Below are 23044 nucleotides of genomic sequence, written 5' to 3' on the forward strand. Positions count from 1 at the left end.
ATTTTGCGGACTTGAAAATCTTTGCGGAATTGTTTACTCAAACCCTGAATTTTGAAAATGTTAGAAAGCAAAAAATGGAATTATTAACCGAAAAAAACTACTGTGGGCAACAATGTGCATAATTTATTGCTAAACAGTTTTTCCTGCGGAAAAACCTCGCAAGCGTAAAAGTCTGTGCTTTATTTATTATTTTTTCGCTAAATTTACGCAACAAACTATAAGCACAAAGCCGTTAGTAAAAACTTTAGAAATCACTCAGACGGAAACAATTCTGTATTAAAATCATGAAACTTATTGTGGAATAATTCTAGTTTACAATTACCTTTTCTGTCAACACTAGAAAAATAACATTCCCAAGTTTAGAGCAACTTTACGGAATTCTTACTCAAACGGAATTTTAAGCGTTAGCAACAACAGAACTGAACGCAAAAAATCACTCTTGCGGAATTTAGCAATTTTGCAGAGCTGAAAATCTATGCGGAATTATTTACTCAAACGTTGAATTTTGAAAATATCGGAAATCATAAAACAGAATTACTTGTCGAAAAAAACGCATTTACTAACAACTTGTATATAAAAATTGCTTTATTTTAGCTAAACTAAATAGTTTGTGCTTTTTAATTAAGTCCAATTTTCCTGCGGAAAATTCGCCGAGCTCTTACAAAGCAACTTTCTATACAAAAAACCGTTGTGTGTAAGCTAAAAAAAGGAAAATTGGAAACAAAAATCAGATATGAAATATTAAATTCTCTCCCTGCTTACGGACCAATGTATATTCCTGTAACACAAAACGGAGAATCTTTTTATAAAGAAGGATTTGTAGTTAAATTTTATAAAAATAACGAAACAGATTGGGTTGCTAATTTTCAGCCAGGTTGGACAGAACTGAATAGAATATTTGATTTTCCAGAGAAAAATATTATTGTTGTTTTGGCTGGCGGAATTGGCTATGTAATTAATCCAAATTCTGAAAAACCTCTTTTGACTTTTGGACTTGTAATAACTGATGTATTTCAAGCTGAAAATGGAAGTCTAATTTGTATTGACCAAGTTGGAGTTCAAATGTTGGACAATTCAAACGGAGAATTATGGACAAGTGAACGAATTTCGTGGGACGGATTTAAAGATTTAACTTTTGAAAACGGAATTTTAAGTGGAATGTCTTTTGATCCAACAAACTCATTAAAAGAATGGAGCGAGTTTTCATTAAACATTAAGACTAAAGAAATTACAGGCGGAAGTTTTAGAGAAATATTAGAAAAAAATCCAAATTTGGAAATGAAAAATAGGCTTGAATTACAAGAAAAACCAATAAGAAAGAAACCTAAATGGAAATTTTGGAAATGAAAAAAGCCTACACACAACAACGTATAAAATTAATTGCTAGTTCTAGCCTACTTACGAAAGTCCTCTCGGACTTTCTATCTGTGATTTATTTGCTAACTTTAGTGCTTAAACCACGCAACTAATCTTATACAAACACGTTGTAAACAATACCCAAAAACTCACGAAATTGATTAAGCTTTTTGATAAAACAACAGAAATTATAGTTGGTCCTTCTAGTAATAATGAAAATTCATTTAATTACTATCATAAAAGCAATCGCAAGGATATTCAAATCATTAGAGAAACTCTAGAAAAATGGTTTTCAGAATATCCTGAATTAGAGAAATTAGAACTGAAAAATCGTTTTAAAAAGGATTTAGACTCAGCCTTCTACGAACTTTTTCTATTTGAACTATTTAATAAATTAGGCTTCAATATTGAAATTCACCCTCAACTTAAAGACACTAACAAAAGACCAGATTTTTTAATATCTAAAGATGACTTTCAAGCGTATGTAGAAGCCAAAATTTGTTTTGATAAAACAGAAACAGAAATGGCTTTTGAAAAACGTCAAAATGAATTCTATGACAAATTAAGTAAAGTAAGAATAAAAGGATTTTTATTGAGAATTGAAGAGTTAAGTTTTAAAACTCAAAAGCAACCTAGAGTAAAAGAATTAATTTCCAAAATTGAATTAGAAGTTAGTAAACTTGAGCCAAAGGAAATTACTGAAAGAATGGAAAAATTTGGTTTTGATGGATGTCCTAATATTGACTTTGAAAATAAAGATTTAAAAATTCGAGTTCAACCAATGCCTTTAATTGAATCTCAAAAAGATAAAATCAGTAAAAATCCTATTGGTATGTTTCCTATCGAAACTTTTTGGGGAGGTGGAGAAAATTCCATTCGACAATCTATTCTCAAAAAAGCTAAACGTTATGGGAAATTCGAAATTCCATATCTAATTTGTATAAATGCTTTAGGAAAAAAAACATCAGGAAAAATAGACATTGAAAATGTAATTTGGGGTTCTTTAAAATATACTTTCTCTACAAATCCTGAAAATAGGGACGGAAAAATGACCAGAGAAAGAGATGGAATATTTTATAATTCAGGAAAAGCAAAATTAACTAATGTTAGCGGAATTGTGGTCACGAAAGTATTTCCATCAAATATTCCAAATGCTAATTATTGGCTTTTTGAAAATCCATTTGCAGAAAACAAATTTGATTTTGAAAAACTTAATCTAATCTATAATTATGTTAATGGAAATCAAATTATTAGTAAAGATGGAAATGATTTTGATAAAATTTTCGGAATATCAAAAGAATGGCTGAATTAAAAGTACTGTTTACAACACCGTATATAATTTATTGCTGGCTTCTCGCCTACTTACGAAAGTCCTCTCGGACTTTCTTTGTTCGTAATTATTTACTAAATTAGTTGCTTAAACCACGCAACAAACCATATACAAACACGTTAGTAAAAACTTTAGAAATCACTCAGACGGAAACAATTCTGTATTAAAATCATGAAACTTATTGTGGAATAATTCTAGTTTACAATTACCTTTTCTGTCAACACTTGAAAAATAACATTCCCAAGTTTAGAGCAACTTTACGGAATTCTTACTCAAACGGAATTTTAAGCGTTAGCAACAACAGAACTGAACGCAAAAAATCACTCTTGCGGAATTTAGCAATTTTGCGGAGCTGAAAATCTATGCGGAATTGTTTACTCAAACGTTGAATTTTGAAAATATCGGAAATCATAAAACAGAATTACTTGTCGAAAAAAACGCATTTACTAACAACTTGTATATAAAAATTGCTTTATTTTAGCTAAACTAAATAGGCAATGCTTTTTAATTAAGTCCAATTTTCCTGCGGAAAATTCGCCGAGCTCTTAAAAAGCAACTTTCTATACAAAAAACCGTTGGGTTTCATTAGCGGAAACCGTTAAAATTGAACATTTTTAGCTTTTAAAGTGAATTTTTACAATGTTGGAAAAATTTACAGAAAAGCTATTTTGGAATTTAATTACAACTCAAAAAAAGTAGCTTGAACAATTTAGTTTTTTAAGTCTATTTTTTACAAATAGAAAAATTCCCGTTTAGAATTGTTTCGTTAAATAAAAATCTAAAACTGGAGAGTTTTGAAATCAAATTACAAACTTTTAGAGTTTTGAGAAGTTTTGAAAATTGAGTTGAATACCTAAACGTGGAAATCAAAACAGCGGAATTAGAATCTTTGCGGAAATAATAACTGAAAATGAAAATAGAACGGAAAAACCATAAAACGAAAACCCAACAAGGTGCATAATTCATTAAGGTGGAACTTCCTTGCGGAATTTCCTCGCACTTTTATTATCTTTCGTTCAAATTCGGAAAAGCGCTGCACTCTTTTCCTTAACAAAACCATGCACAAAGCCGTTGTGGTTCATATTTCGCTCACCTACAAATGTAATTGAGTATTTATAAAATTACAGCTTATTTACAAAAACGAAATATTAATCTTAAATTTACAGTGTATGAAAAACAAAAAAATCAACTTTATCAAACTCGGAATTCTTCTTTTTGGAATTTCTTTATTACTTTGGAATTGTCAAAATGAAGACCTCTCTATCCCAACAGAAAATCAAACTTTTTCTACTGTAGAAATTAATGAAGCTTTAAGTTTTATTGAGAATAAAAAATATTCTAGTTACAAAGCAAGAGAAAGTGAATCTTTCATTAATTCAATATCAACTCAAAACCTTAAGCAAGAAAATATAACAAATACAGAAGCTAAATTAACATTACTTCCCGTAAAGACAAAGTTTGATGAGTTTTATTCTAGAATAGCATTACTTAAAATTAAAGATTCTATAAAAAGTGTAGTTATTAATATCAACCCACATTTAAATCTTAGAACTGAACATTTTAGCGGGCAAATTTTAATTTCAGACCTAAATGGAAATTTTAATAAAGCTTTTAAAATATATAATGGTAGTATCATTAGAGCATATAATAAATCTAAATATTCTAATAAAAGTTTTAGAAGTTCACCTGATGGTGATGCTGAATGTAGAAAAGAATGTGGGCATGATTCTGAGGACAAGTATTGTATTTGCAATGACCAACTATTAAATGAAATAGTAGTATCTAGTTCTAATGTTAATTATTTAACTATTGCAGATTTATATGATACTGGAGGTGGTGAAAATTCAAATAGTGGTTGTGAAGTTGGTTGTAATAGTTGGAGTTATGGTGGTGGAAGTTCTTCTAATAATAACAATGACCAAAATGATGATGACAATCAAAATGATGACAATCCATGTGACAGAGTAAAAAAACTAGAAACAAACTCCAAATTTAAAGAAAAACTTAAAGAATTAAAAGCTAATACTTCTAAAGACTATGAATCAGGATTTCTAATCAATCATGATGGTAAGCCTTATGACCTTGTTGAAGGTAATCCTGGAGAAAATCATATTGATTTAAATGTTATTGGTCCTTTTGACGGTTTTATACATACACATATTCCTCCTCTAGGAAGACCTATTTTTTCAACAAATGACATTAAAGCCATATATGATTTTTATATCAAAGGATTTATAAATAATTCTAATACATTTTTATCAACAATTATAGCATATCATGAAACCTCTTATACAATAATAATTAATGATATTACAAAATTTAAAAGTTTTGGACGGGATAATTTAACTGATACTACTTTTACTAGTTTTTCTCATTATTATTCTAGACACTATGACCTTTATTCTGGACCTCTTTATGGGTATAATGAAATAAAAGCTAGAGAGGTCGCAATGCTTAAAGCACTAGAAAATTCAGGATTAAGTTTATTAAAAGGTAATTCTGATTATAGTAAATGGCAAAAAATTGAAACTCAAAATGCTGATATAAAAAATGTTAATTGTAAATAATAAAAACTTAAAAAATGAAACATATAATTTTAATACTAATAATACTTTTGAATTTTAGCTGTATTTCAGCACAAGAAATAACCTTAAAAAAAGGAATGACAAAGGCCAAAATACAAAAAGGAACATATTACAAAACAGATCATTCTATTATAAAGAAGTTTATTGGAATTTGGGAGGGTAATGTTGGTGGTAAAAAATTTAAGCTAAAAATTTTCAAAGAGAAAGTATTTTTAAAAGGTAGTGATATATACATGGATGTACTTAATGGTCTTTATTGTTTTGAAAATTGTAATTTTGAAAATCCGAATGCATTTTTAAGTAAAACTAATGGTACTTTTGAAATGTATGAAAAAGGAAAAATAGAGTTTATGATAAATGACTTTAAATACAAAAAATTAGCTAACGTAAATTTTGAGATTTTAGAAAACAACACTGCTAAGTGGACGTTATTTTACACTTTTTCAAATAAAGATAAACCTAAAGGATTTACAATTCCAAAAGAAATGTTGTTAAAGAAAACAAACCAATAAAAATACAAACCACAACACCGTGTATAAAAAATAGCAGTTAAGTCCCAAATTTTCAGTTAGCTCTTTTCTGCTATTTTTGTTTTTAAAATTGAAAATTGAAGTAATTTATTCTGCTACTTTTCATACACAAAAACGTTGTAACAAATTAAAAAAATGAACTTTCCTGAAATAGGTTGACTAAAAATTAAGCAATTAATTACAGTCACTTATGAAAACACAAAATGAACACTGGCGAAAAAAAAGCTACCAAAAAGCCACTTTAGAAACCAAACTTTTAGTCGTTGACCAAATCCTTAGCGGACAACTATCCAATAACCAAGCTTCAAAAAAATACGATATCCCTCGAACAACCATTACCTATTGGTTAAGAAAATACAGTACCTTAGTACAACAAAATACAGGTATGAGTAAAAACGATGAAATTAAAAAGTTAAAGGAAAAGATTGAAGAACTTGAGTTTCAAAAAGACTTCCAACAAGACATTATCGCTGATATGGAACTTATTACAGGAGTCGATATGTCAAAAAAGTCATTGCCCAAAACATTAGCAAAAGAGATAGAGCAAAAGAAAAAACAGCGTATAAAAGAAAATGGCTCTATGGATGTTTTGGGATATCTAAACAAGCCTTTTACAAAAGACTCAAAACCCAACAAAAACAACAAATAGAGCATCAAGAACTAATTAAAATGGTTAAGGACTACCGGAAAAAAGTAAGCTCTAAAACTGGTGGAATTAAGCTACATGCAGAACTTAAAGCTGATTTTAATAAGGCTAATATTAAGATCGGAAGAGACAAGTTCTATCGCTTCCTCAGACTAAATAATCTTTTGATTCCCAAAACTAAAAATTACATCAAAACGACAAACTCAAACCATATGTACAAAAAATATAAGAACCTAGTAAAAGACCACATTCCTACTCGACCAGAACAACTATGGGTAAGCGATATCACTTACATTAAAACACAATACGGTCATAATTATTTAGCTATTGTTACAGATGCTTATTCTAAACAGATTATGGGCTACAAACTAGATAACCACATGAGAACATCACTTTGCACCGATGCACTCGCTATGGCCATTAAAAACAGAAAATACCCCAATCAAAAGCTTATTCATCATTCAGACAGAGGTTTTCAATATTGCAATCCCAAATACACAGAATTCGCCGAAAACAATAACATTACAATGAGTATGACTGAGCAATACGACCCTTATGAAAATGCTGTAGCAGAACGAATTAATAGAACGTTGAAATACGAATATGGATTAAAACAAACGATTAAAAACACAGAACTAGCTCAAAAAATGACGGAGCAAGCAGTATATATTTATAACAATTTAAGAACGCATTTTAGCCTGGAATTAAGAAAACCTGCAGAAGTACATTTAAATCCTAATATCAAATACAAGTCGTATCGAAAAAATAAAGTAAATTTACATGAACTAACGATTTAAGAACGGAGAATTTTAACTAAAAAAGAGTCAACCTATTTCAGTATAATACAAAAAAATGAAAAAAGGAATATTAATATTTTTATTTAGCATAATTTCAATAAACTTTTCCTTAGGTCAGAATAAAATCAAGTTTAAACCTGGAGTACAAATAATTGAAAACAGTTTTAAAACTGAATATAAAAATCCAGAATCAATTTTATTTGTTTTTAATATTGTTGGTTGTCAAGCTAATTTCTATATGAATTTAGCAAAGAACTTAAAAAAGAGATTTAAAAGAACTAATACAAAAGTTAAATTTAACTTTAACATAAATACAAAGTTAGAAATTGAACAAATACCGAAAAAAAAACATTCGGAAAAAAGTTTTGAATTAATTTGTTTTGTTTCAACTTCAAATATGAATAGTTGGGACAACCATTTAATAGAAAAAAGAAAACAAAATTATAATTTGAATTTACTCTTTGAAAAAATCAAAACAAAAGAAAAAACTGAAACCATAAAATTGAATATTAATAGTTATTATACTATAATTACTCAAAATAAAAACTCTGGAAAACTAATTTGTAAATTAATAACGGAATAAACTTGTTACAACACTGTATATAATTTATTGCTAGTTCTAGCCTACTTACGAAAATCCTCGCGGATTTTCTATTCGGTTTTTATTTGCTAAATTAGGTTCTAAATCACGCAACAAACGATATACAAACACGTTACCCAACATTTGAAAAAACCGCTCGAAATAGAAATTATCAATTACGAAAAGCCGATTAAGGAATTAATTGGAAAGACAATTTTTGACGTGAATTATTACGAAATTGATTACGGAGAACCTTTGTGGAATGAAACTGAATTTCACTCATTGGATTACGGAATTGAAATAATAACGTCGGACAAAAACGCTTATTATTTTATTTGGGGAAATGAATTTACTCAATATGATGTTAAGTTCAGAAAGGGAAATATTTCGACTGAATTTAGCAATGAAAATGGTGCTAAAAAACATAATGTAAAAGACAATCAAAACTGGTCGGAATTGTGCGGAAAAAAAATAATCGGAATTGAAAGTTTTTGGTCATATTGGAGTTTAATTAATGACAAAAAACGGAAATATTATCCACAAGATGTGCGAATTGAATTTGAGAATGGAAAAGAAATATGGATTTCAGCATTTGAATTTAGAGATAATACAATGATGCAAATGCAAGACCATATAACAATATTTTTTGACAAAGAAACAGCCGAAAAATATAAAATCGGAATAAAAAACGTTGGGTAACACCGTGTATAATTAATTGCTAGTTCTACTCTACTTACGAAAATCCTCGCGGATTTTCTAGTTGGTTTTGTATTTACTAAATTAGTCGCTTAATCAACGCAACAACTCATACACAAACACGTTGTGTGTAATTACCAAACCGTATTATAAAAATATACAAATTTTGGAGGATTCAAATTATAAGCTGAACATCTAAAAAAAATGTTTTTAAAAATTAAAGGGATTTAAATTAATCATTTTTTTTTTAAAGAAAGAATAAAAAGGGTGTTTTTAGTTAGACTTGAATATTAGTAAAACGCAATTGAAAATCAAAACTTAAAATAGTAAAACTTGAATAAAACTAAAAACTTAAAATATTTATCTGTGATTATAGTTATTCTATTCATTTCAGCTATTCCATTCATTAATTTTGAAATTTTGAGAATTAAAAGCTACTTAAATGGATTTGAAGAAGTAAACAACTTTATTCTGAAAAATTTAAAAAATGGGAATGAAATTTCCTTTCCTGAACTAAAGAAAAAAATTAATAAATTTCCTATTCTGAACCAAGCAATAAGAAAATCTGAACTTTGTGATATTATATATTATCAAAGCACAGGAATAATATATAAATTTCAATGTGAAAATAATAGTTCAGACAATTTCATAGATAGTGATGATAAATACTATTTAATAAAAATACTAAATAGAGAAACGAAACTTTTGAATTATGCACAATTTATAGATTATTCTCAAAAACCAATCGAATTAAAAAATAATTGGTATTTGATTGAACAAAATATAATGTATGACTAAAAACTACACACAACACCGTATAAATTTTATTGCTGTTTTTAGCTTATTTTGGAAAATTCTCGCACACTTTTAATTCAGTAAAATTCATTAACTTTACGCTTAATCAACGCAACAAAACTTTATACATCCACGTTGTGCTTCATGCGAAAACATCAACAAAACAATAATATTTATCATTAAATGAAATCAATCAAAGACTTAATCTATTTTGACATTAATAAAGCTAAATCATTAATTAGTCAACTAAATGGTGGTTTACTAAATGAAATCTCAAGAGCTGTAGAGGATGAAAATGAAGAAAGCGCTGGAATCGGATTTGATGTTAAGATTATTAAGGGAAATATTGGGGAGAAATCGAAAGAAAAAACTATTAAAACAGAAAGAATAAGCGTTTATCATGAAATGCTAAATTCAATTGAAAACGACTTAAATGAGAATGGTTTACTGACCTCTATTAATTCTTCATTTGATAAATGGGAAAGTTCCTTTAATGATTTTATGGATGAAATCCCAAAATTAAGTTATGTCAAAGCAACAGGTTGGGGAAGTTTTGAAGACTTTGAAAGATTTAAACGAATATTTACTAATTTTAATGAGATTCAAAGATTAATATTTGGTTCGGTATTATTAGAAAACCCTGAATTAATAGCTTTAAAAGAACAGTTAGAAGCTGCAAAAAAAGTTGCTTATCAAAATAAAGACAGAAATAATAGGTCTAAAGAACTGAACAAAGTTAGAGCTATAGAAAATAAAGTTGATGAACTTTTAAAATCTGAATCAGATGTGCATCTATTTGACGAAGATTGGATTAGTAAAGTAAAAACATTCTTAGATACATTTTCACCTAACAGATTAAATTTCAGATTACTTCCTTTAGATGATTTTGGTGATTTTCAAATTCTTTGCAACTTAAAATCTGAATATATGCTAGAAGGGAATTTTGAAAATACGATATACACTTATGGTTCTAGACCTAATGTTAAGCTAACTGTAATCGGAATCATCACATCATGCCCTAGAAAGGAAGACACTAGAGTTCATCCAAGTGACGAATATATCGGAACTAGCGAAACAGAATTATCTGCTGAGAGTCATTTTGATAAAGCTTTTAGGAATGTTTTCGATTCATTTGAAGCATTTGAAAAGTTTTTCTTTGTACCAAACTATCCCAAAATAGCAATTAGCCCTATTGCTATTTACAGAGAAGTAATTATAAATAAAAAGAAATAAAGCACGAAAGCACAACAACGTATAAAAATAATAAGGGTTAAGTGCCAAACCCAAACTTGGTGCATTTTAACAAAGTCCGCCAAATTTAAAATTTGACGGTTGAATGAAAAGAAAATTAACGGTAAAATTATAAATTTGGCTAAATGCTAAAATCGAAAACAAGTACATATTTAATCCCTTACTATTCTTACACCAACCGTTAGCTTTAATGCCGAAAAAAAATCAGAACTAAAAAAAGAAATGAAAGATAAAAAAAATAGTTTTATAACAAACCCGACAAAGAAACATATAATTATATTCGGATTATTATGGTTTATTGGTATTACTTTATTGACTTTAAGTATTACCGATTTATTTACTGAAAGTTTTTTTCAAAAAAATTATGTAATGATCTATTTTTTAATGATTGGTTCAACTATGACCACAGGAAAACTATATTATAATTATTGGAAAAACAGAACTCTGAAATCTCACTCATAATTTAAATTACATCTTACTTTTTAGCTCGTGTGCGGAAGTCGGAATATAACTCAAACGGAATTTAGCAAGTTATGGAATTGCTTACTCAATCGGAATTGAAAATATTGCGGAAATTCAGCAAGTTTGCGGAATTGAAAACTGACAAAAAAAAGAAAATCAGAATGGAATTTAAGCGGACAAAAGCACTAAAAGCTAACAACGTATAAAATTAATTGCTTAAATTAGTGCTTTACCGAAAGTCGTTGCAATTTTGTTACATCTGATTTTCCTCCGCAAAATCCTCGCACACAAAACCGCAACTAATATTATACAAAACCGTTGCAAATAATAGCGGAAATTACTCAGACGGAAACAATTCTGAATTAAAATCATCAAATTTATTGTGGAATAATTCTAATTTAAATTACGTTTTTTCTGTCAACACTGGAAAAATAACATTCCCAAGTTTAGAGCAACTTTACGGAATTCTTACTCAAACGGAATTTTAAGCGTTAGCTACAACAGAACTGAACGCAAAAAATCACTCTAACGGAATTTAGCAACTTTACGGAATTGAAAATCTTTGCGGAATTGTTTACTGAAACGCTGAATTTTGAAAATATAAAAAAACATAAAACGGAACTATAAATCGAAATAAAAACTACAATTTGCAACAATGTGCATAATTTATTGCTAAACAGTTTTTCCTGCGGAAAAACCTCGCAAGCGTAAATGTCTGTGTTTTATTTATTATTTTTTCGCTAAATTTACGCAACAAACCATAAGCACAAAACCGTTGGGTTTCATTAGCGGAAACCGTTAAAATTGAACATTTTTAGCTTTTAAAGTGAATTTTTACAATGTTGGAAAAATTTACAGAAAAGCTATTTTGGAATTTAATTACAACTCAAAAAAAGTAGCTTGAACAATTTAGTTTTTTAAGTCTATTTTTTACAAATAGAAAAATTCCCGTTTAGAATTGTTTCGTTAAATAAAAATCTAAAACTGGAGAGTTTTGAAATCAAATTACAAACTTTTAGAGTTTTGAGAAGTTTTGAAAATTGAGTTGAATACCTAAACGTGGAAATCAAAACAGCGGAATTAGAATCTTTGCGGAAATAATAACTGAAAATGAAAATAGAACGGAAAAACCATAAAACGAAAACCCAACAAGGTGCATAATTCATTAAGGTGGAACTTCCTTGCGGAATTTCCTCGCACTTTTATTATCTTTCGTTCAAATTCGGAAAAGCGCTGCACTCTTTTCCTTAACAAAACCATGCACAAAGCCGTTACCCAACATTTGAACACAACCTTGAAAACATTAGGAAAATACATAAAAGACGAGGATTTATTAAAATTAAGTCAATTACTTAATAAACGAATTTGGTTTATTAGAAGTCCTTTTCTTGGAGCTAATTTGAGAGAGAAAACTTATACAGCAGTTTATTTTCAAATTCCATTTTTTTGGAAAAACGAAATTGATATTGAACAATCGAAAAATTTTGAATTTCGTTCTGAATGGAATGAAGATGAGGAAACTCTTTTAGATTACTATAATTTGGAAATAAATATTGCGGAACAAGAAAAATTTGAAGGTGATTTTGAGAGTATTTGGGAACAAAGTTTACAAAAAGGACTAAATTCAAGTATTAGTTTCTCTGAATTTATAATTTCGGAAATTTTAATATTATCGAGAGAAGAAATTATAGATGAGCTAACTGAAATCAAACACGATGAAGGACTATTATTGATTGATAAAGATGGAGAAAAAATATTACTTTCGGCTGAAATAAAATGTACAGGTCAAGTTGAATTTATTAATGATTTAACTGTAATTGAAAATAGAATTATAGAACTGAAAATAAGAAAAACGTTGGGTAACACCGTATAAAATTAATTGCTAATTTTAGCCAATTTACGAAAGTCCTCGCGGACTTTCTATCTGTGATTTATTTACTAACTTTAGTGCTTAAAACACGCAACTAATCTTATACAAAAACGTTGGGTTTCATTAGCGGAAACCGTTAAAATTGAACATTTTTAGCTTTTAAAGTGAATTTTTACAATGGTGGAAAAATTTACAGAAAAGCTATTTTGGAATTTAATTACAACTCAAAAAAAGTAGCTTGAACAATTTAGTTTTTTATGTCAATTTTTTACAAATAGAAAAATTCTAGTTTAGAATTGTTTCGTTAAATAAAAATCTAAAAGCTGGAGAGTTTTGAAATAAAATTACAAACTTTGAGAGCTTTGAAAAGTTTTGAAAATTGAATTGGATACCAACACGTGGAAATCATAATTGCGGAATTAGAATCTTTACGAAAATAATAACTGAAAATGAAAATAGAACGGAAAAACCATAAAACGAAAACCCAACAAGGTACATAATTCATTAAGGTGGAACTTCCTTGCGGAATTTCCTCGCACTTTTATTATCTTTCGTTCAAATTCGGAAAAGCGCTGCGCTCTTTTCCTTAACGAAATCATGCACAAAGCCGTTAGGGCAAATTTGCCAAAAAACCCAAAATTGAACTATGAAAGAAAAATTTGTCCTTTTAATTACCTTCTTAATATTCGGACTAAATACTTCATTTGCGCAGAAATCTAAAACAATTGAAAAACTTGAGTTTGAGAATTATGAACTTAAAGTTATATTTTTTGACCCTTACGAAAATTTAGTTTCAGAAAATCCTGAATTCAAAAACCTTGACTCTCTAAAACAAGGAGAAATTTGGAATACATATTTACTTAACAATGTCATTTATGATTTTCAATTAATTCAAAAAAAGAAAATTGTTAAACATTATGTTTTAAGAGGAAATTCATCGAAAGACATTTACCCGAAAAATTTAACGAGAAATAATGTCTATTTATTAGATATAGTAAATCATAAAAAGAATACTAATTTTTATAGGTTATCAGACTATTCAAAAATTATTGATAAAACAATCGATAAGTTCAGTTTTTATGGAACACTATTCGAGAATATGGAACTACTGAAAGATAACGATGGAAAATTAGGCAAAAACCTCTTTGGTAGATTTAGATTAAAAATTCCTTATTCCACAATCCAGAATAATGTAATGACTTTAATAGGTTTTGACTTATTTGGAGAAATAGAAACTGAATGGATAGCAAATAACACAGAAGAATTTAAAAACTCATTTTTCGATTATCAAGAAAAAATCGACCAATATTTCAAAATCGAAAGAATTAAAAAAACGTATGTAAGAACTTATGACCAAAATGGAGAAATTCAAAATGAATATCCAAGGTTAAATACAGATGAGGATATCAAATCCTATATTGGAAAAATGAATAGAATTGGAGATGTAGTTTCTTTGCCGTTTTTCAAATCTACTGACAAAGCAATTTTAATCGAAAAGGATAGTTTATACTCAAAATATAAAGTTGAGACTAAAAATAATAAACCGATTGATAAGTATTTAGAAAATATTGTCGTCTTAAAAAATTCAGATGGAGAAATTGAGAATATTACAGCAACTCTTTTAATTCACGGTTCATCGATTGACAGAGGAGATTATGTTGAGAGAGAAAATTATATTGCATATTTCAAGACTTTTAAGGATTTGAGATTACCTTTTAAAATTCTGTTTTCGCCATTAACTGACAAACAATTTGAAAAACCACGAATTGAAATTGAATTAGATTATTTGTTCCATAGAAAATAAAAAACTTGCCCTAACACCGTGTATAATTAATGGCTAGTCCTCGCCTACTTACGAAAATCCTCGCGGATTTTCTATTAGGTTTTTATTTGCTAAATTAGGTGCTGGAACACGCCACTAATCATACACAAACACGTTACCTTTAATGCTTAAGCTAGTTTGCGGAAATTAAAAAGGTAGCTAGAAACGTCTATCATTTCATTAGTATTTTAAAAAAATATCACTCAATTCCTAAAAGAAATAACATGCAGATTTTTTAGCTTGTTTACGGAATCAAAAAAAGATTACTTTAAAACTTACTCTAACGGAATTTAGCCAGTTGCGGAATTGTTTACTCAAACTCTAAAAAAAAGATAGATCAATCAAACGGAATTTTAAACGGCTGTAGAATTATTTAATCAAACTTTGAAAAAAAGAAAGCTCACTCTATCGGAATTTTAGCAAGTTTACGGAATTAAAAAAAATAATTAGAATCTAAAAAGCACTAAAAGGTAACAACGTATATAGCTCATAGCTAATTAGTTGCTTAATCGATGCTAAGGCATATTTGGACAGTCGCCAAATTTTTAAATTTGACGATTTCCAACAAAAAAGATAAATAGTAAAATTTAAAAATCTGGCTTGTGCTTAATCCGAAAATAATCGCTAATTTACACGCTACGAGCCATATACAAGACCGTTAGCACCAATTTAAACAATGAACTTTCCTGAAATAGGTTGACTAAAAATTAAGCAATTAATTACAGTCACTTATGAAAACACAAAATGAACACTGGCGAAAAAAAAGCTACCAAAAAGCCACTTTAGAAACCAAACTTTTAGTCGTTGACCAAATCCTTAGCGGACAACTATCCAATAACCAAGCTTCAAAAAAATACGATATCCCTCGAACAACCATTACCTATTGGTTAAGAAAATACAGTACCTTAGTACAACAAAATACAGGTATGAGTAAAAACGATGAAATTAAAAAGTTAAAGGAAAAGATTGAAGAACTTGAGTTTCAAAAAGACTTCCAACAAGACATTATCGCTGATATGGAACTTATTACAGGAGTCGATATGTCAAAAAAGTCATTGCCCAAAACATTAGCAAAAGAGATAGAGCAAAAGAAAAAACAGCGTATAAAAGAAAATGGCTCTATGGATGTTTTGGGATATCTAAACAAGCCTTTTACAAAAGACTCAAAACCCAACAAAAACAACAAATAGAGCATCAAGAACTAATTAAAATGGTTAAGGACTACCGGAAAAAAGTAAGCTCTAAAACTGGTGGAATTAAGCTACATGCAGAACTTAAAGCTGATTTTAATAAGGCTAATATTAAGATCGGAAGAGACAAGTTCTATCGCTTCCTCAGACTAAATAATCTTTTGATTCCCAAAACTAAAAATTACATCAAAACGACAAACTCAAACCATATGTACAAAAAATATAAGAACCTAGTAAAAGACCACATTCCTACTCGACCAGAACAACTATGGGTAAGCGATATCACTTACATTAAAACACAATACGGTCATAATTATTTAGCTATTGTTACAGATGCTTATTCTAAACAGATTATGGGCTACAAACTAGATAACCACATGAGAACATCACTTTGCACCGATGCACTCGCTATGGCCATTAAAAACAGAAAATACCCCAATCAAAAGCTTATTCATCATTCAGACAGAGGTTTTCAATATTGCAATCCCAAATACACAGAATTCGCCGAAAACAATAACATTACAATGAGTATGACTGAGCAATACGACCCTTATGAAAATGCTGTAGCAGAACGAATTAATAGAACGTTGAAATACGAATATGGATTAAAACAAACGATTAAAAACACAGAACTAGCTCAAAAAATGACGGAGCAAGCAGTATATATTTATAACAATTTAAGAACGCATTTTAGCCTGGAATTAAGAAAACCTGCAGAAGTACATTTAAATCCTAATATCAAATACAAGTCGTATCGAAAAAATAAAGTAAATTTACATGAACTAACGATTTAAGAACGGAGAATTTTAACTAAAAAAGAGTCAACCTATTTCAGTATAATACAAACGAACTCAACGAAAAAAAATGAACTCAAAAACAATCGAGAAAAATATTGGAAAACCGACAAAAATCGATTGGAAAAAACCGAAAGCAATTGGAAGTTCATCATTTTATCTAAAGTCTTTTAAAGCAAAAAATAATTCGACGGAATTTATAAAAGAAAACTCTAAATGTAGTTTTGAAAAATATTCAGAAGGAATTCTTTTAAGGTCAAACTTGTCTAATAAAACAAGTGCGTTGACAATAAAAGAATCGGAAATCGAATACATAAAATTAATACGTGGAAAAGAAAGCGTTGAACCTCTGACTTTATCACCAATGTGGATTATGTTGAAATTAGGAGTTTCTAAATTAATTGCGAGATATTTTAGAATTGTGCTAGGAGAATATTCAATAGAAGAAATGAAATTAAAAATCGAGACCGAAAATCAAACTATGGAATTCACGCAAAACGGATATATATTTGAAAGACAATTGAGTTTCTTTAAAAACCTGAACTACGGAGAAAAATTAATAATTGAAATGAACGAATAAAATAAAAATCGGAACGAAAAAAAGAAAGCCTGTTGCCAACAACATATATAATTTATTGCTGGCTAATTGCTTACTTACGAAAATCCTCGCGGATTTTCTTGGTCTGTAATTATTTACTAAATTAGTTGCTTAAACCACGCAACAAACCATATATAAACACGTTGTGGTGCATTTAAGAAAAACATTGAGGAAAAAAGAAAATAAGTGAAAGCTGAAATAATAAATCAACCTTACTCTGGCGAATTTGAAGAACGAATTTATGACGTAGAAAACGTGTGGAATTCCCAATCTTGGACTTGGATAAAGTTTACGGACGAAAGCGGAATTGAAAAAGTCGGACAGTTTCGCGGATTTCCAAAAGACGTAAAAGTATCTAAACCAAAAAATGAAATTGTTGTTTTGACTTCTGACTGTGCATTTCGTTTGGATTCAAACGAATTGAATATTATCGAATCGGAAAAACAAGTTGATTATGGAAACTTGGACGTAACGCCAAATGGAACTTTTATCTTTTCAGAATATAGCGACATTTATAAATTGGAAAATTCACTTTATGATATGCAAATTATCAAAAGTCCCTTTGAAATGGATATGATAGAATTTAAAGGTTGGAATGGAAATATTCTGGAATTTGAATGTACTGAAATTGCCAATTACGAAAGAAATGAAACAATGGAATTAAACACAACTAATTGGACAATAAAAATAAAAAAAACGACACCACAACACCGTGTATAATTAATGGCTAGTTCTCGCCTACTTACGAAAATCCTCGCGGATTTTCTATTCGGTTTTTATTTACTAACTTAGTTGCTTAAACACGCCACTAACCATACACAAACACGTTAGCAAAAACTTTGAAAATCACTCAGGCGGAACTAATTTGAGTTAAAAATCTTAAATTTATTATTCAATAATTTTCTTTTCATAACATTGGAAAAATAACAAACAAAAGTTAAGAGCAACTTTACGGAATTCTTACTCAAACGGAATTCTAAACATTGACAACAACAGAACTGAACGCAAAAAATCACTCTAGCGGAATTTAGCAACTTTGCGGAGTTGAAAACCTTTGCGGAATTGTTTACTCAAACTCTGAATTTTGAAAATATTGAAAAACTAAAATGGAATTACTTGTCGAAAAAAACGCATTTACTAACAACTTGTATATAAAAATTGCTTTATTTTAGCTAAACTAAATAGTTTGTGCTTTTTAATTAAGTCCAATTTTCCTGCGGAAAATTCGCCGCGCACTTACAAAGCAACTTTCTATACAAAAAACCGTTGGCGCTCATAGAAATCGAAATTTTCAGAAAATATTTTTATTGAAAAATAATTCTATTTTTTAGAGAAAATTAAGAAAAATGTAATTTATTGAAACTTAAAAAAATTGAATAATATTTGCGCTTTTATGAGAATTTATTTCCTAAACTCCAGAAATACTAAATCGAGAAAAATCTCGTCTAGTTTCAAAATAAATATGGAATCGTTGCGCTAAAAAGAGAATAATTTAGTTTTTAAGAACTTTTTTATAATTATAGAAAAATCTTGTAGAATCTAATAAGCGAAAAATCGTTGTGAAAAGAAAGAGAGAGAGAATTTTTCGGGAATTAAAAAATGAGCTTTAGCAACATTGCGGAATTGAAATCGTGAGAATTTACTCGGAATCTGAATATTGCATAAAAAGAAAAAAATACTTGAGAATTTTAGCTACTTAAAAATAGAACACGAAAAAAGCAGAAACGTAAACTACGAAACGCCAACAACGTGTATAGTTCATTACGGGGGATTTTCTTGCAGAAAATCCTCGCACTTTTACTATCTTTGGTTTAAGTTCGGAAAATTGCTGCGCTATTTTCCGTAACGAAACCATACACAAACTCGTTGGGTTTCATTAGCGGAAACCGTTAAAATTGAACATTTTTAGCTTTTAAAGTGAATTTTTACAATGTTGGAAAAATTTACAGAAAAGCTATTTTGGAATTTAATTACAACTCAAAAAAAGTAGCTTGAACAATTTAGTTTTTTAAGTCTATTTTTTACAAATAGAAAAATTCTAGTTTAGAATTGTTTCGTTAAATAAAAATCTAAAACTGGAGAGTTTTGAAATCAAATTACAAATTTTGAGAGTTTTGAGAAGTTTTGAAAATTGAGTTGAATACCAAAACGTGGAAATCAAAACTGCGGAATTAGAATCTTTGCGGAAATAATAACTGAAAATGAAAATAGAACGGAAAAACCATAAAACGAAAACCCAACAAGGTGCATAATTCATTAAGGTGGAACTTCCTTGCGGAATTTCCTCGCACTTTTATTATCTTTCGTTCAAATTCGGAAAAGCGCTGCGCTCTTTTCCTTAACGAAATCATGCACAAAGCCGTTGTGGTGCATTTAAGACGAACTTTCAGAATTCCGAAAATTTCTTTACCTAATCCAAAATTTAGATTATATTTGTATCTAAATGGATACAGCCTAAATGATTATTACCGAAAAGACAACTGAATTTGATAAGTGGATTAGAAAACTCAAAGATATTCGAGCAAAATCTAAAATACTATTCCGAATTCAGAAACTCGAAACTGATGAACATTTTGGAGATTCTAAACCTGTTGGAGACGGTATTAGCGAAATGCGTATTAATTATGCAAAAGGCTATAGAGTGTATTTCAAAGAAAAAGATAGCAAAATCGTTATTCTTTTAATTGGCGGAGATAAATCAAGTCAACAAAAGGACATCGAGAAAGCGAAACAAATATGGAACAGAATAAAAAATGATTGATATGGCAACTACAAAATTTGATATTGCGGACTATTTGGATAGCGAAGAAATGATTGCTGAATATCTGAATACAATTCTCGAAGATGGAGAAAGTTCTGATTTGATTGTAGCAATTGGACATATTGCAAAGGCAATCGGAATGACTAAAATTGCGGAAAAAACTGGAATGAGCAGACCGAGTCTTTACAAAGCTTTATCTGACGGAGCAAAACCACAATTCGGAACAATAATGAAAGTGCTAAAAGCTATTGGTGGACAAATAAACGTGAAACCAATGTCAGCGTAGAAAAAACGCACCACAACAACGTATATAGCTCATAGCTAGTCAGTTGATTAATCGAAGTTAAGGCATATTTGCTAGTCCGCCAAATTTTTTAATTTGGCTTATTGAGAAAAGATAATAAGAAAAATTAAAAAATTCGGCTCGTGCCTAACCGAAAATTATTTGCTAATTTGCACGCTTCGAGCCATATACAAGACCGTTGTGAGCAAGCTGAAGAAACCACCGAACTATGATTGGACATACCGAATCTTTTAAGAATCTAAAAAAGGAACAGCAACGCATTCTTGACTTTACAGTTTTAGTATGTTACGCAGTTCCGAATTTAAAAAAGTCGATAAAGGGATTTAAAGAAAAAGTAACGAATTACGAAAATCTTGCTAAACCAGATTACTTTAAAGAAACAGCAGATATAGGTAGACTTGAATCACTTTCAGGTAAATACAAAGAGAATTTATCAAAATACACTTTGTTGAGTGCATTCAGTTTTTTCGAATCTTATTTTAGAGATGTTGTAGAGGAGTTAATCCAATTTCACGGAGGAAAAGATGAATTTATTGAAACTGTAAAAAATAGACATCAGAGTTTGTTGCAGAATCAAAATGCAACAGTTTTAGAAAGTAAAAGAAAACTAAACGAACCATTAAAACGCAAAAATTGGCAACGTTATCAAAAACATATTGAGATTTTAGACCAAGAACCATCATATCGTTATCCAAGTGAACTTCTTGCTACTTATGGATTAAAATACTTCATAGAAAGTGTAATTGGAAAAGGATTTAAAAGTGTTATGATTCCAGAGATTTTGGAATATGGTTTAGGTTTCGATATGTCCGAAAAAGTAAATCAACATCCAGACATTATTGACAAGGACTTGAAAGAAACTTTTGATATAATGCGTGATTTGAGAAATTCAATTGGTCACGGAAATTCAAACACAATTGGTTTTGAAAAAGTAATGGATTTAATTAGATTTTTACGCCATTTCTCTTTGAAAATTGACGAGCATTTAGCGACTCATTTTTTTGTATTAGAAAGGTCTAAATAAAATTGTCGTTTGGTCTAATGGTTAAGACGCTTGCAAGCATTTTAATTGAATTTCAACTAAAATGCGTGCAAGAGAAGTGGTTCGAATCCACAACGACAACAAAAAGAGCGGAAAAGCCTGCTCACAACACCGTGTATAAAACATAGCTAAATTAGGCTTTCCCAGAGGTTTTTGCTTGTTTGCCGAGTCCGCCAAATTTTTAATTTGGCTTTTACGTTTGACAAGTTAAAAACAAAATTAAAAATTTAGCTCTGTTTTAGCCTTAAATATATTACCTTTTTACACGCTACGTTCCATACACATCAACGTTGGCAATAATTAAAAATGTGAACTTTCCTGAAATAGGTTGACTAAAAATTAAGCAATTAATTACAGTCACTTATGAAAACACAAAATGAACACTGGCGAAAAAAAAGCTACCAAAAAGCCACTTTAGAAACCAAACTTTTAGTCGTTGACCAAATCCTTAGCGGACAACTATCCAATAACCAAGCTTCAAAAAAATACGATATCCCTCGAACAACCATTACCTATTGGTTAAGAAAATACAGTACCTTAGTACAACAAAATACAGGTATGAGTAAAAACGATGAAATTAAAAAGTTAAAGGAAAAGATTGAAGAACTTGAGTTTCAAAAAGACTTCCAACAAGACATTATCGCTGATATGGAACTTATTACAGGAGTCGATATGTCAAAAAAGTCATTGCCCAAAACATTAGCAAAAGAGATAGAGCAAAAGAAAAAACAGCGTATAAAAGAAAATGGCTCTATGGATGTTTTGGGATATCTAAACAAGCCTTTTACAAAAGACTCAAAACCCAACAAAAACAACAAATAGAGCATCAAGAACTAATTAAAATGGTTAAGGACTACCGGAAAAAAGTAAGCTCTAAAACTGGTGGAATTAAGCTACATGCAGAACTTAAAGCTGATTTTAATAAGGCTAATATTAAGATCGGAAGAGACAAGTTCTATCGCTTCCTCAGACTAAATAATCTTTTGATTCCCAAAACTAAAAATTACATCAAAACGACAAACTCAAACCATATGTACAAAAAATATAAGAACCTAGTAAAAGACCACATTCCTACTCGACCAGAACAACTATGGGTAAGCGATATCACTTACATTAAAACACAATACGGTCATAATTATTTAGCTATTGTTACAGATGCTTATTCTAAACAGATTATGGGCTACAAACTAGATAACCACATGAGAACATCACTTTGCACCGATGCACTCGCTATGGCCATTAAAAACAGAAAATACCCCAATCAAAAGCTTATTCATCATTCAGACAGAGGTTTTCAATATTGCAATCCCAAATACACAGAATTCGCCGAAAACAATAACATTACAATGAGTATGACTGAGCAATACGACCCTTATGAAAATGCTGTAGCAGAACGAATTAATAGAACGTTGAAATACGAATATGGATTAAAACAAACGATTAAAAACACAGAACTAGCTCAAAAAATGACGGAGCAAGCAGTATATATTTATAACAATTTAAGAACGCATTTTAGCCTGGAATTAAGAAAACCTGCAGAAGTACATTTAAATCCTAATATCAAATACAAGTCGTATCGAAAAAATAAAGTAAATTTACATGAACTAACGATTTAAGAACGGAGAATTTTAACTA

General features: G+C 29.5%; 22 protein-coding genes. All 22 read left to right on the forward strand.

Features of this window, described 5'->3' with window-relative positions; genetic code table 11:
• Window positions 1–714 precede the first annotated feature (714 nt).
• Window positions 715–1347: a hypothetical protein gene (locus RRF68_RS04830; RefSeq protein WP_315945174.1), complete on the forward strand. Its 633-nt coding sequence runs from the start codon at window positions 715–717 to the stop codon at window positions 1345–1347.
• Between the two features lie 166 nt (window positions 1348–1513).
• Complete coding sequence (locus tag RRF68_RS04835) at window positions 1514–2668, forward strand: hypothetical protein (RefSeq protein ID WP_054851014.1); 1155 nt, start codon at window positions 1514–1516, stop codon at window positions 2666–2668.
• 1187 nt (window positions 2669–3855) lie between these two features.
• Window positions 3856–5253 (forward strand): hypothetical protein, encoded by a 1398-nt coding sequence (locus RRF68_RS04840; protein ID WP_315945175.1) that lies wholly within the window; start codon window positions 3856–3858, stop codon window positions 5251–5253.
• A 14-nt stretch (window positions 5254–5267) separates the two neighbouring features.
• Window positions 5268–5783, forward strand: coding sequence for a DUF6705 family protein (locus RRF68_RS04845; protein ID WP_141677682.1), 516 nt, complete (start codon window positions 5268–5270; stop codon window positions 5781–5783).
• Between the two features lie 208 nt (window positions 5784–5991).
• Window positions 5992–6450 carry a helix-turn-helix domain-containing protein gene (locus tag RRF68_RS04850; protein WP_315944587.1) on the forward strand — a complete coding sequence of 153 codons (459 nt, stop codon included), beginning with the start codon at window positions 5992–5994 and terminating at the stop codon, window positions 6448–6450.
• Window positions 6396–7244 carry an IS3 family transposase gene (locus RRF68_RS04855; RefSeq protein WP_315945361.1) on the forward strand — a complete coding sequence of 283 codons (849 nt, stop codon included), beginning with the start codon at window positions 6396–6398 and terminating at the stop codon, window positions 7242–7244. Before RRF68_RS04850 ends, RRF68_RS04855 begins: the two co-directional genes overlap by 55 nt.
• A gap of 55 nt (window positions 7245–7299) precedes the next feature.
• Window positions 7300–7827, forward strand: a complete 528-nt coding sequence (locus RRF68_RS04860; RefSeq protein ID WP_315945176.1) for a hypothetical protein — start codon at window positions 7300–7302, stop codon at window positions 7825–7827.
• A 141-nt stretch (window positions 7828–7968) separates the two neighbouring features.
• Window positions 7969–8523, forward strand: a complete 555-nt coding sequence (locus RRF68_RS04865; protein ID WP_315945177.1) for a hypothetical protein — start codon at window positions 7969–7971, stop codon at window positions 8521–8523.
• Between the two features lie 330 nt (window positions 8524–8853).
• Complete coding sequence (locus RRF68_RS04870; protein WP_315945178.1) at window positions 8854–9318, forward strand: hypothetical protein; 465 nt, start codon at window positions 8854–8856, stop codon at window positions 9316–9318.
• A 180-nt stretch (window positions 9319–9498) separates the two neighbouring features.
• A complete protein-coding gene (locus RRF68_RS04875) occupies window positions 9499–10548 on the forward strand; it encodes a hypothetical protein (RefSeq protein ID WP_315945179.1) in 1050 nt (349 codons plus the stop codon).
• 240 nt (window positions 10549–10788) lie between these two features.
• Window positions 10789–11028: a hypothetical protein gene (locus tag RRF68_RS04880; protein ID WP_315945180.1), complete on the forward strand. Its 240-nt coding sequence runs from the start codon at window positions 10789–10791 to the stop codon at window positions 11026–11028.
• Between the two features lie 1294 nt (window positions 11029–12322).
• Window positions 12323–12901 carry a hypothetical protein gene (locus RRF68_RS04885; RefSeq protein ID WP_315945181.1) on the forward strand — a complete coding sequence of 193 codons (579 nt, stop codon included), beginning with the start codon at window positions 12323–12325 and terminating at the stop codon, window positions 12899–12901.
• A 643-nt stretch (window positions 12902–13544) separates the two neighbouring features.
• On the forward strand, window positions 13545–14702 hold the full coding sequence (locus RRF68_RS04890; protein WP_315945182.1) for a hypothetical protein: 1158 nt from the start codon (window positions 13545–13547) through the stop codon (window positions 14700–14702).
• A 749-nt stretch (window positions 14703–15451) separates the two neighbouring features.
• Complete coding sequence (locus tag RRF68_RS04895; RefSeq protein ID WP_315944587.1) at window positions 15452–15910, forward strand: helix-turn-helix domain-containing protein; 459 nt, start codon at window positions 15452–15454, stop codon at window positions 15908–15910.
• On the forward strand, window positions 15856–16704 hold the full coding sequence (locus RRF68_RS04900) for an IS3 family transposase (RefSeq protein WP_315945361.1): 849 nt from the start codon (window positions 15856–15858) through the stop codon (window positions 16702–16704). The genes RRF68_RS04895 and RRF68_RS04900 overlap by 55 nt, the downstream gene beginning before the upstream one ends.
• A gap of 70 nt (window positions 16705–16774) precedes the next feature.
• Window positions 16775–17284, forward strand: coding sequence for a hypothetical protein (locus tag RRF68_RS04905; RefSeq protein ID WP_315945183.1), 510 nt, complete (start codon window positions 16775–16777; stop codon window positions 17282–17284).
• A gap of 204 nt (window positions 17285–17488) precedes the next feature.
• Complete coding sequence (locus tag RRF68_RS04910) at window positions 17489–18022, forward strand: hypothetical protein (protein WP_218773385.1); 534 nt, start codon at window positions 17489–17491, stop codon at window positions 18020–18022.
• Window positions 18023–19760: 1738 nt separating this feature from the next.
• The gene (locus RRF68_RS04915) at window positions 19761–20063 is read left to right on the forward strand and encodes a type II toxin-antitoxin system RelE/ParE family toxin (RefSeq protein WP_315945184.1); all 303 of its coding nucleotides are present in this window, start codon (window positions 19761–19763) and stop codon (window positions 20061–20063) included.
• 1 nt (window position 20064) lies between these two features.
• Complete coding sequence (locus RRF68_RS04920) at window positions 20065–20349, forward strand: addiction module antidote protein (protein ID WP_315945185.1); 285 nt, start codon at window positions 20065–20067, stop codon at window positions 20347–20349.
• A gap of 226 nt (window positions 20350–20575) precedes the next feature.
• Window positions 20576–21391, forward strand: a complete 816-nt coding sequence (locus RRF68_RS04925; RefSeq protein ID WP_315945186.1) for a HEPN domain-containing protein — start codon at window positions 20576–20578, stop codon at window positions 21389–21391.
• 381 nt (window positions 21392–21772) lie between these two features.
• Complete coding sequence (locus RRF68_RS04930; protein ID WP_315944587.1) at window positions 21773–22231, forward strand: helix-turn-helix domain-containing protein; 459 nt, start codon at window positions 21773–21775, stop codon at window positions 22229–22231.
• Complete coding sequence (locus RRF68_RS04935) at window positions 22177–23025, forward strand: IS3 family transposase (protein WP_315945361.1); 849 nt, start codon at window positions 22177–22179, stop codon at window positions 23023–23025. The genes RRF68_RS04930 and RRF68_RS04935 overlap by 55 nt, the downstream gene beginning before the upstream one ends.
• Window positions 23026–23044: the final 19 nt, after the last annotated feature.

The sequence above is a fragment of the Tenacibaculum sp. HL-MS23 genome, from assembly GCF_032463465.1.
Classification (GTDB): Bacteria; Bacteroidota; Bacteroidia; order Flavobacteriales; family Flavobacteriaceae; genus Polaribacter; species Polaribacter bernardetii.

Coding starts and splice junctions, on each gene's coding strand:
- RRF68_RS04845 (WP_141677682.1), top strand. CDS start 5,268: ATGAAACATATAATTTTAATACTAATAATACTTTTGAATTTTAGCTGT.
- RRF68_RS04905 (WP_315945183.1), top strand. CDS start 16,775: ATGAACTCAAAAACAATCGAGAAAAATATTGGAAAACCGACAAAAATC.
- RRF68_RS04930 (WP_315944587.1), top strand. CDS start 21,773: ATGAAAACACAAAATGAACACTGGCGAAAAAAAAGCTACCAAAAAGCC.
- RRF68_RS04890 (WP_315945182.1), top strand. CDS start 13,545: ATGAAAGAAAAATTTGTCCTTTTAATTACCTTCTTAATATTCGGACTA.
- RRF68_RS04880 (WP_315945180.1), top strand. CDS start 10,789: ATGAAAGATAAAAAAAATAGTTTTATAACAAACCCGACAAAGAAACAT.
- RRF68_RS04860 (WP_315945176.1), top strand. CDS start 7,300: ATGAAAAAAGGAATATTAATATTTTTATTTAGCATAATTTCAATAAAC.
- RRF68_RS04850 (WP_315944587.1), top strand. CDS start 5,992: ATGAAAACACAAAATGAACACTGGCGAAAAAAAAGCTACCAAAAAGCC.
- RRF68_RS04915 (WP_315945184.1), top strand. CDS start 19,761: ATGATTATTACCGAAAAGACAACTGAATTTGATAAGTGGATTAGAAAA.
- RRF68_RS04875 (WP_315945179.1), top strand. CDS start 9,499: ATGAAATCAATCAAAGACTTAATCTATTTTGACATTAATAAAGCTAAA.
- RRF68_RS04840 (WP_315945175.1), top strand. CDS start 3,856: ATGAAAAACAAAAAAATCAACTTTATCAAACTCGGAATTCTTCTTTTT.
- RRF68_RS04920 (WP_315945185.1), top strand. CDS start 20,065: ATGGCAACTACAAAATTTGATATTGCGGACTATTTGGATAGCGAAGAA.
- RRF68_RS04925 (WP_315945186.1), top strand. CDS start 20,576: ATGATTGGACATACCGAATCTTTTAAGAATCTAAAAAAGGAACAGCAA.
- RRF68_RS04895 (WP_315944587.1), top strand. CDS start 15,452: ATGAAAACACAAAATGAACACTGGCGAAAAAAAAGCTACCAAAAAGCC.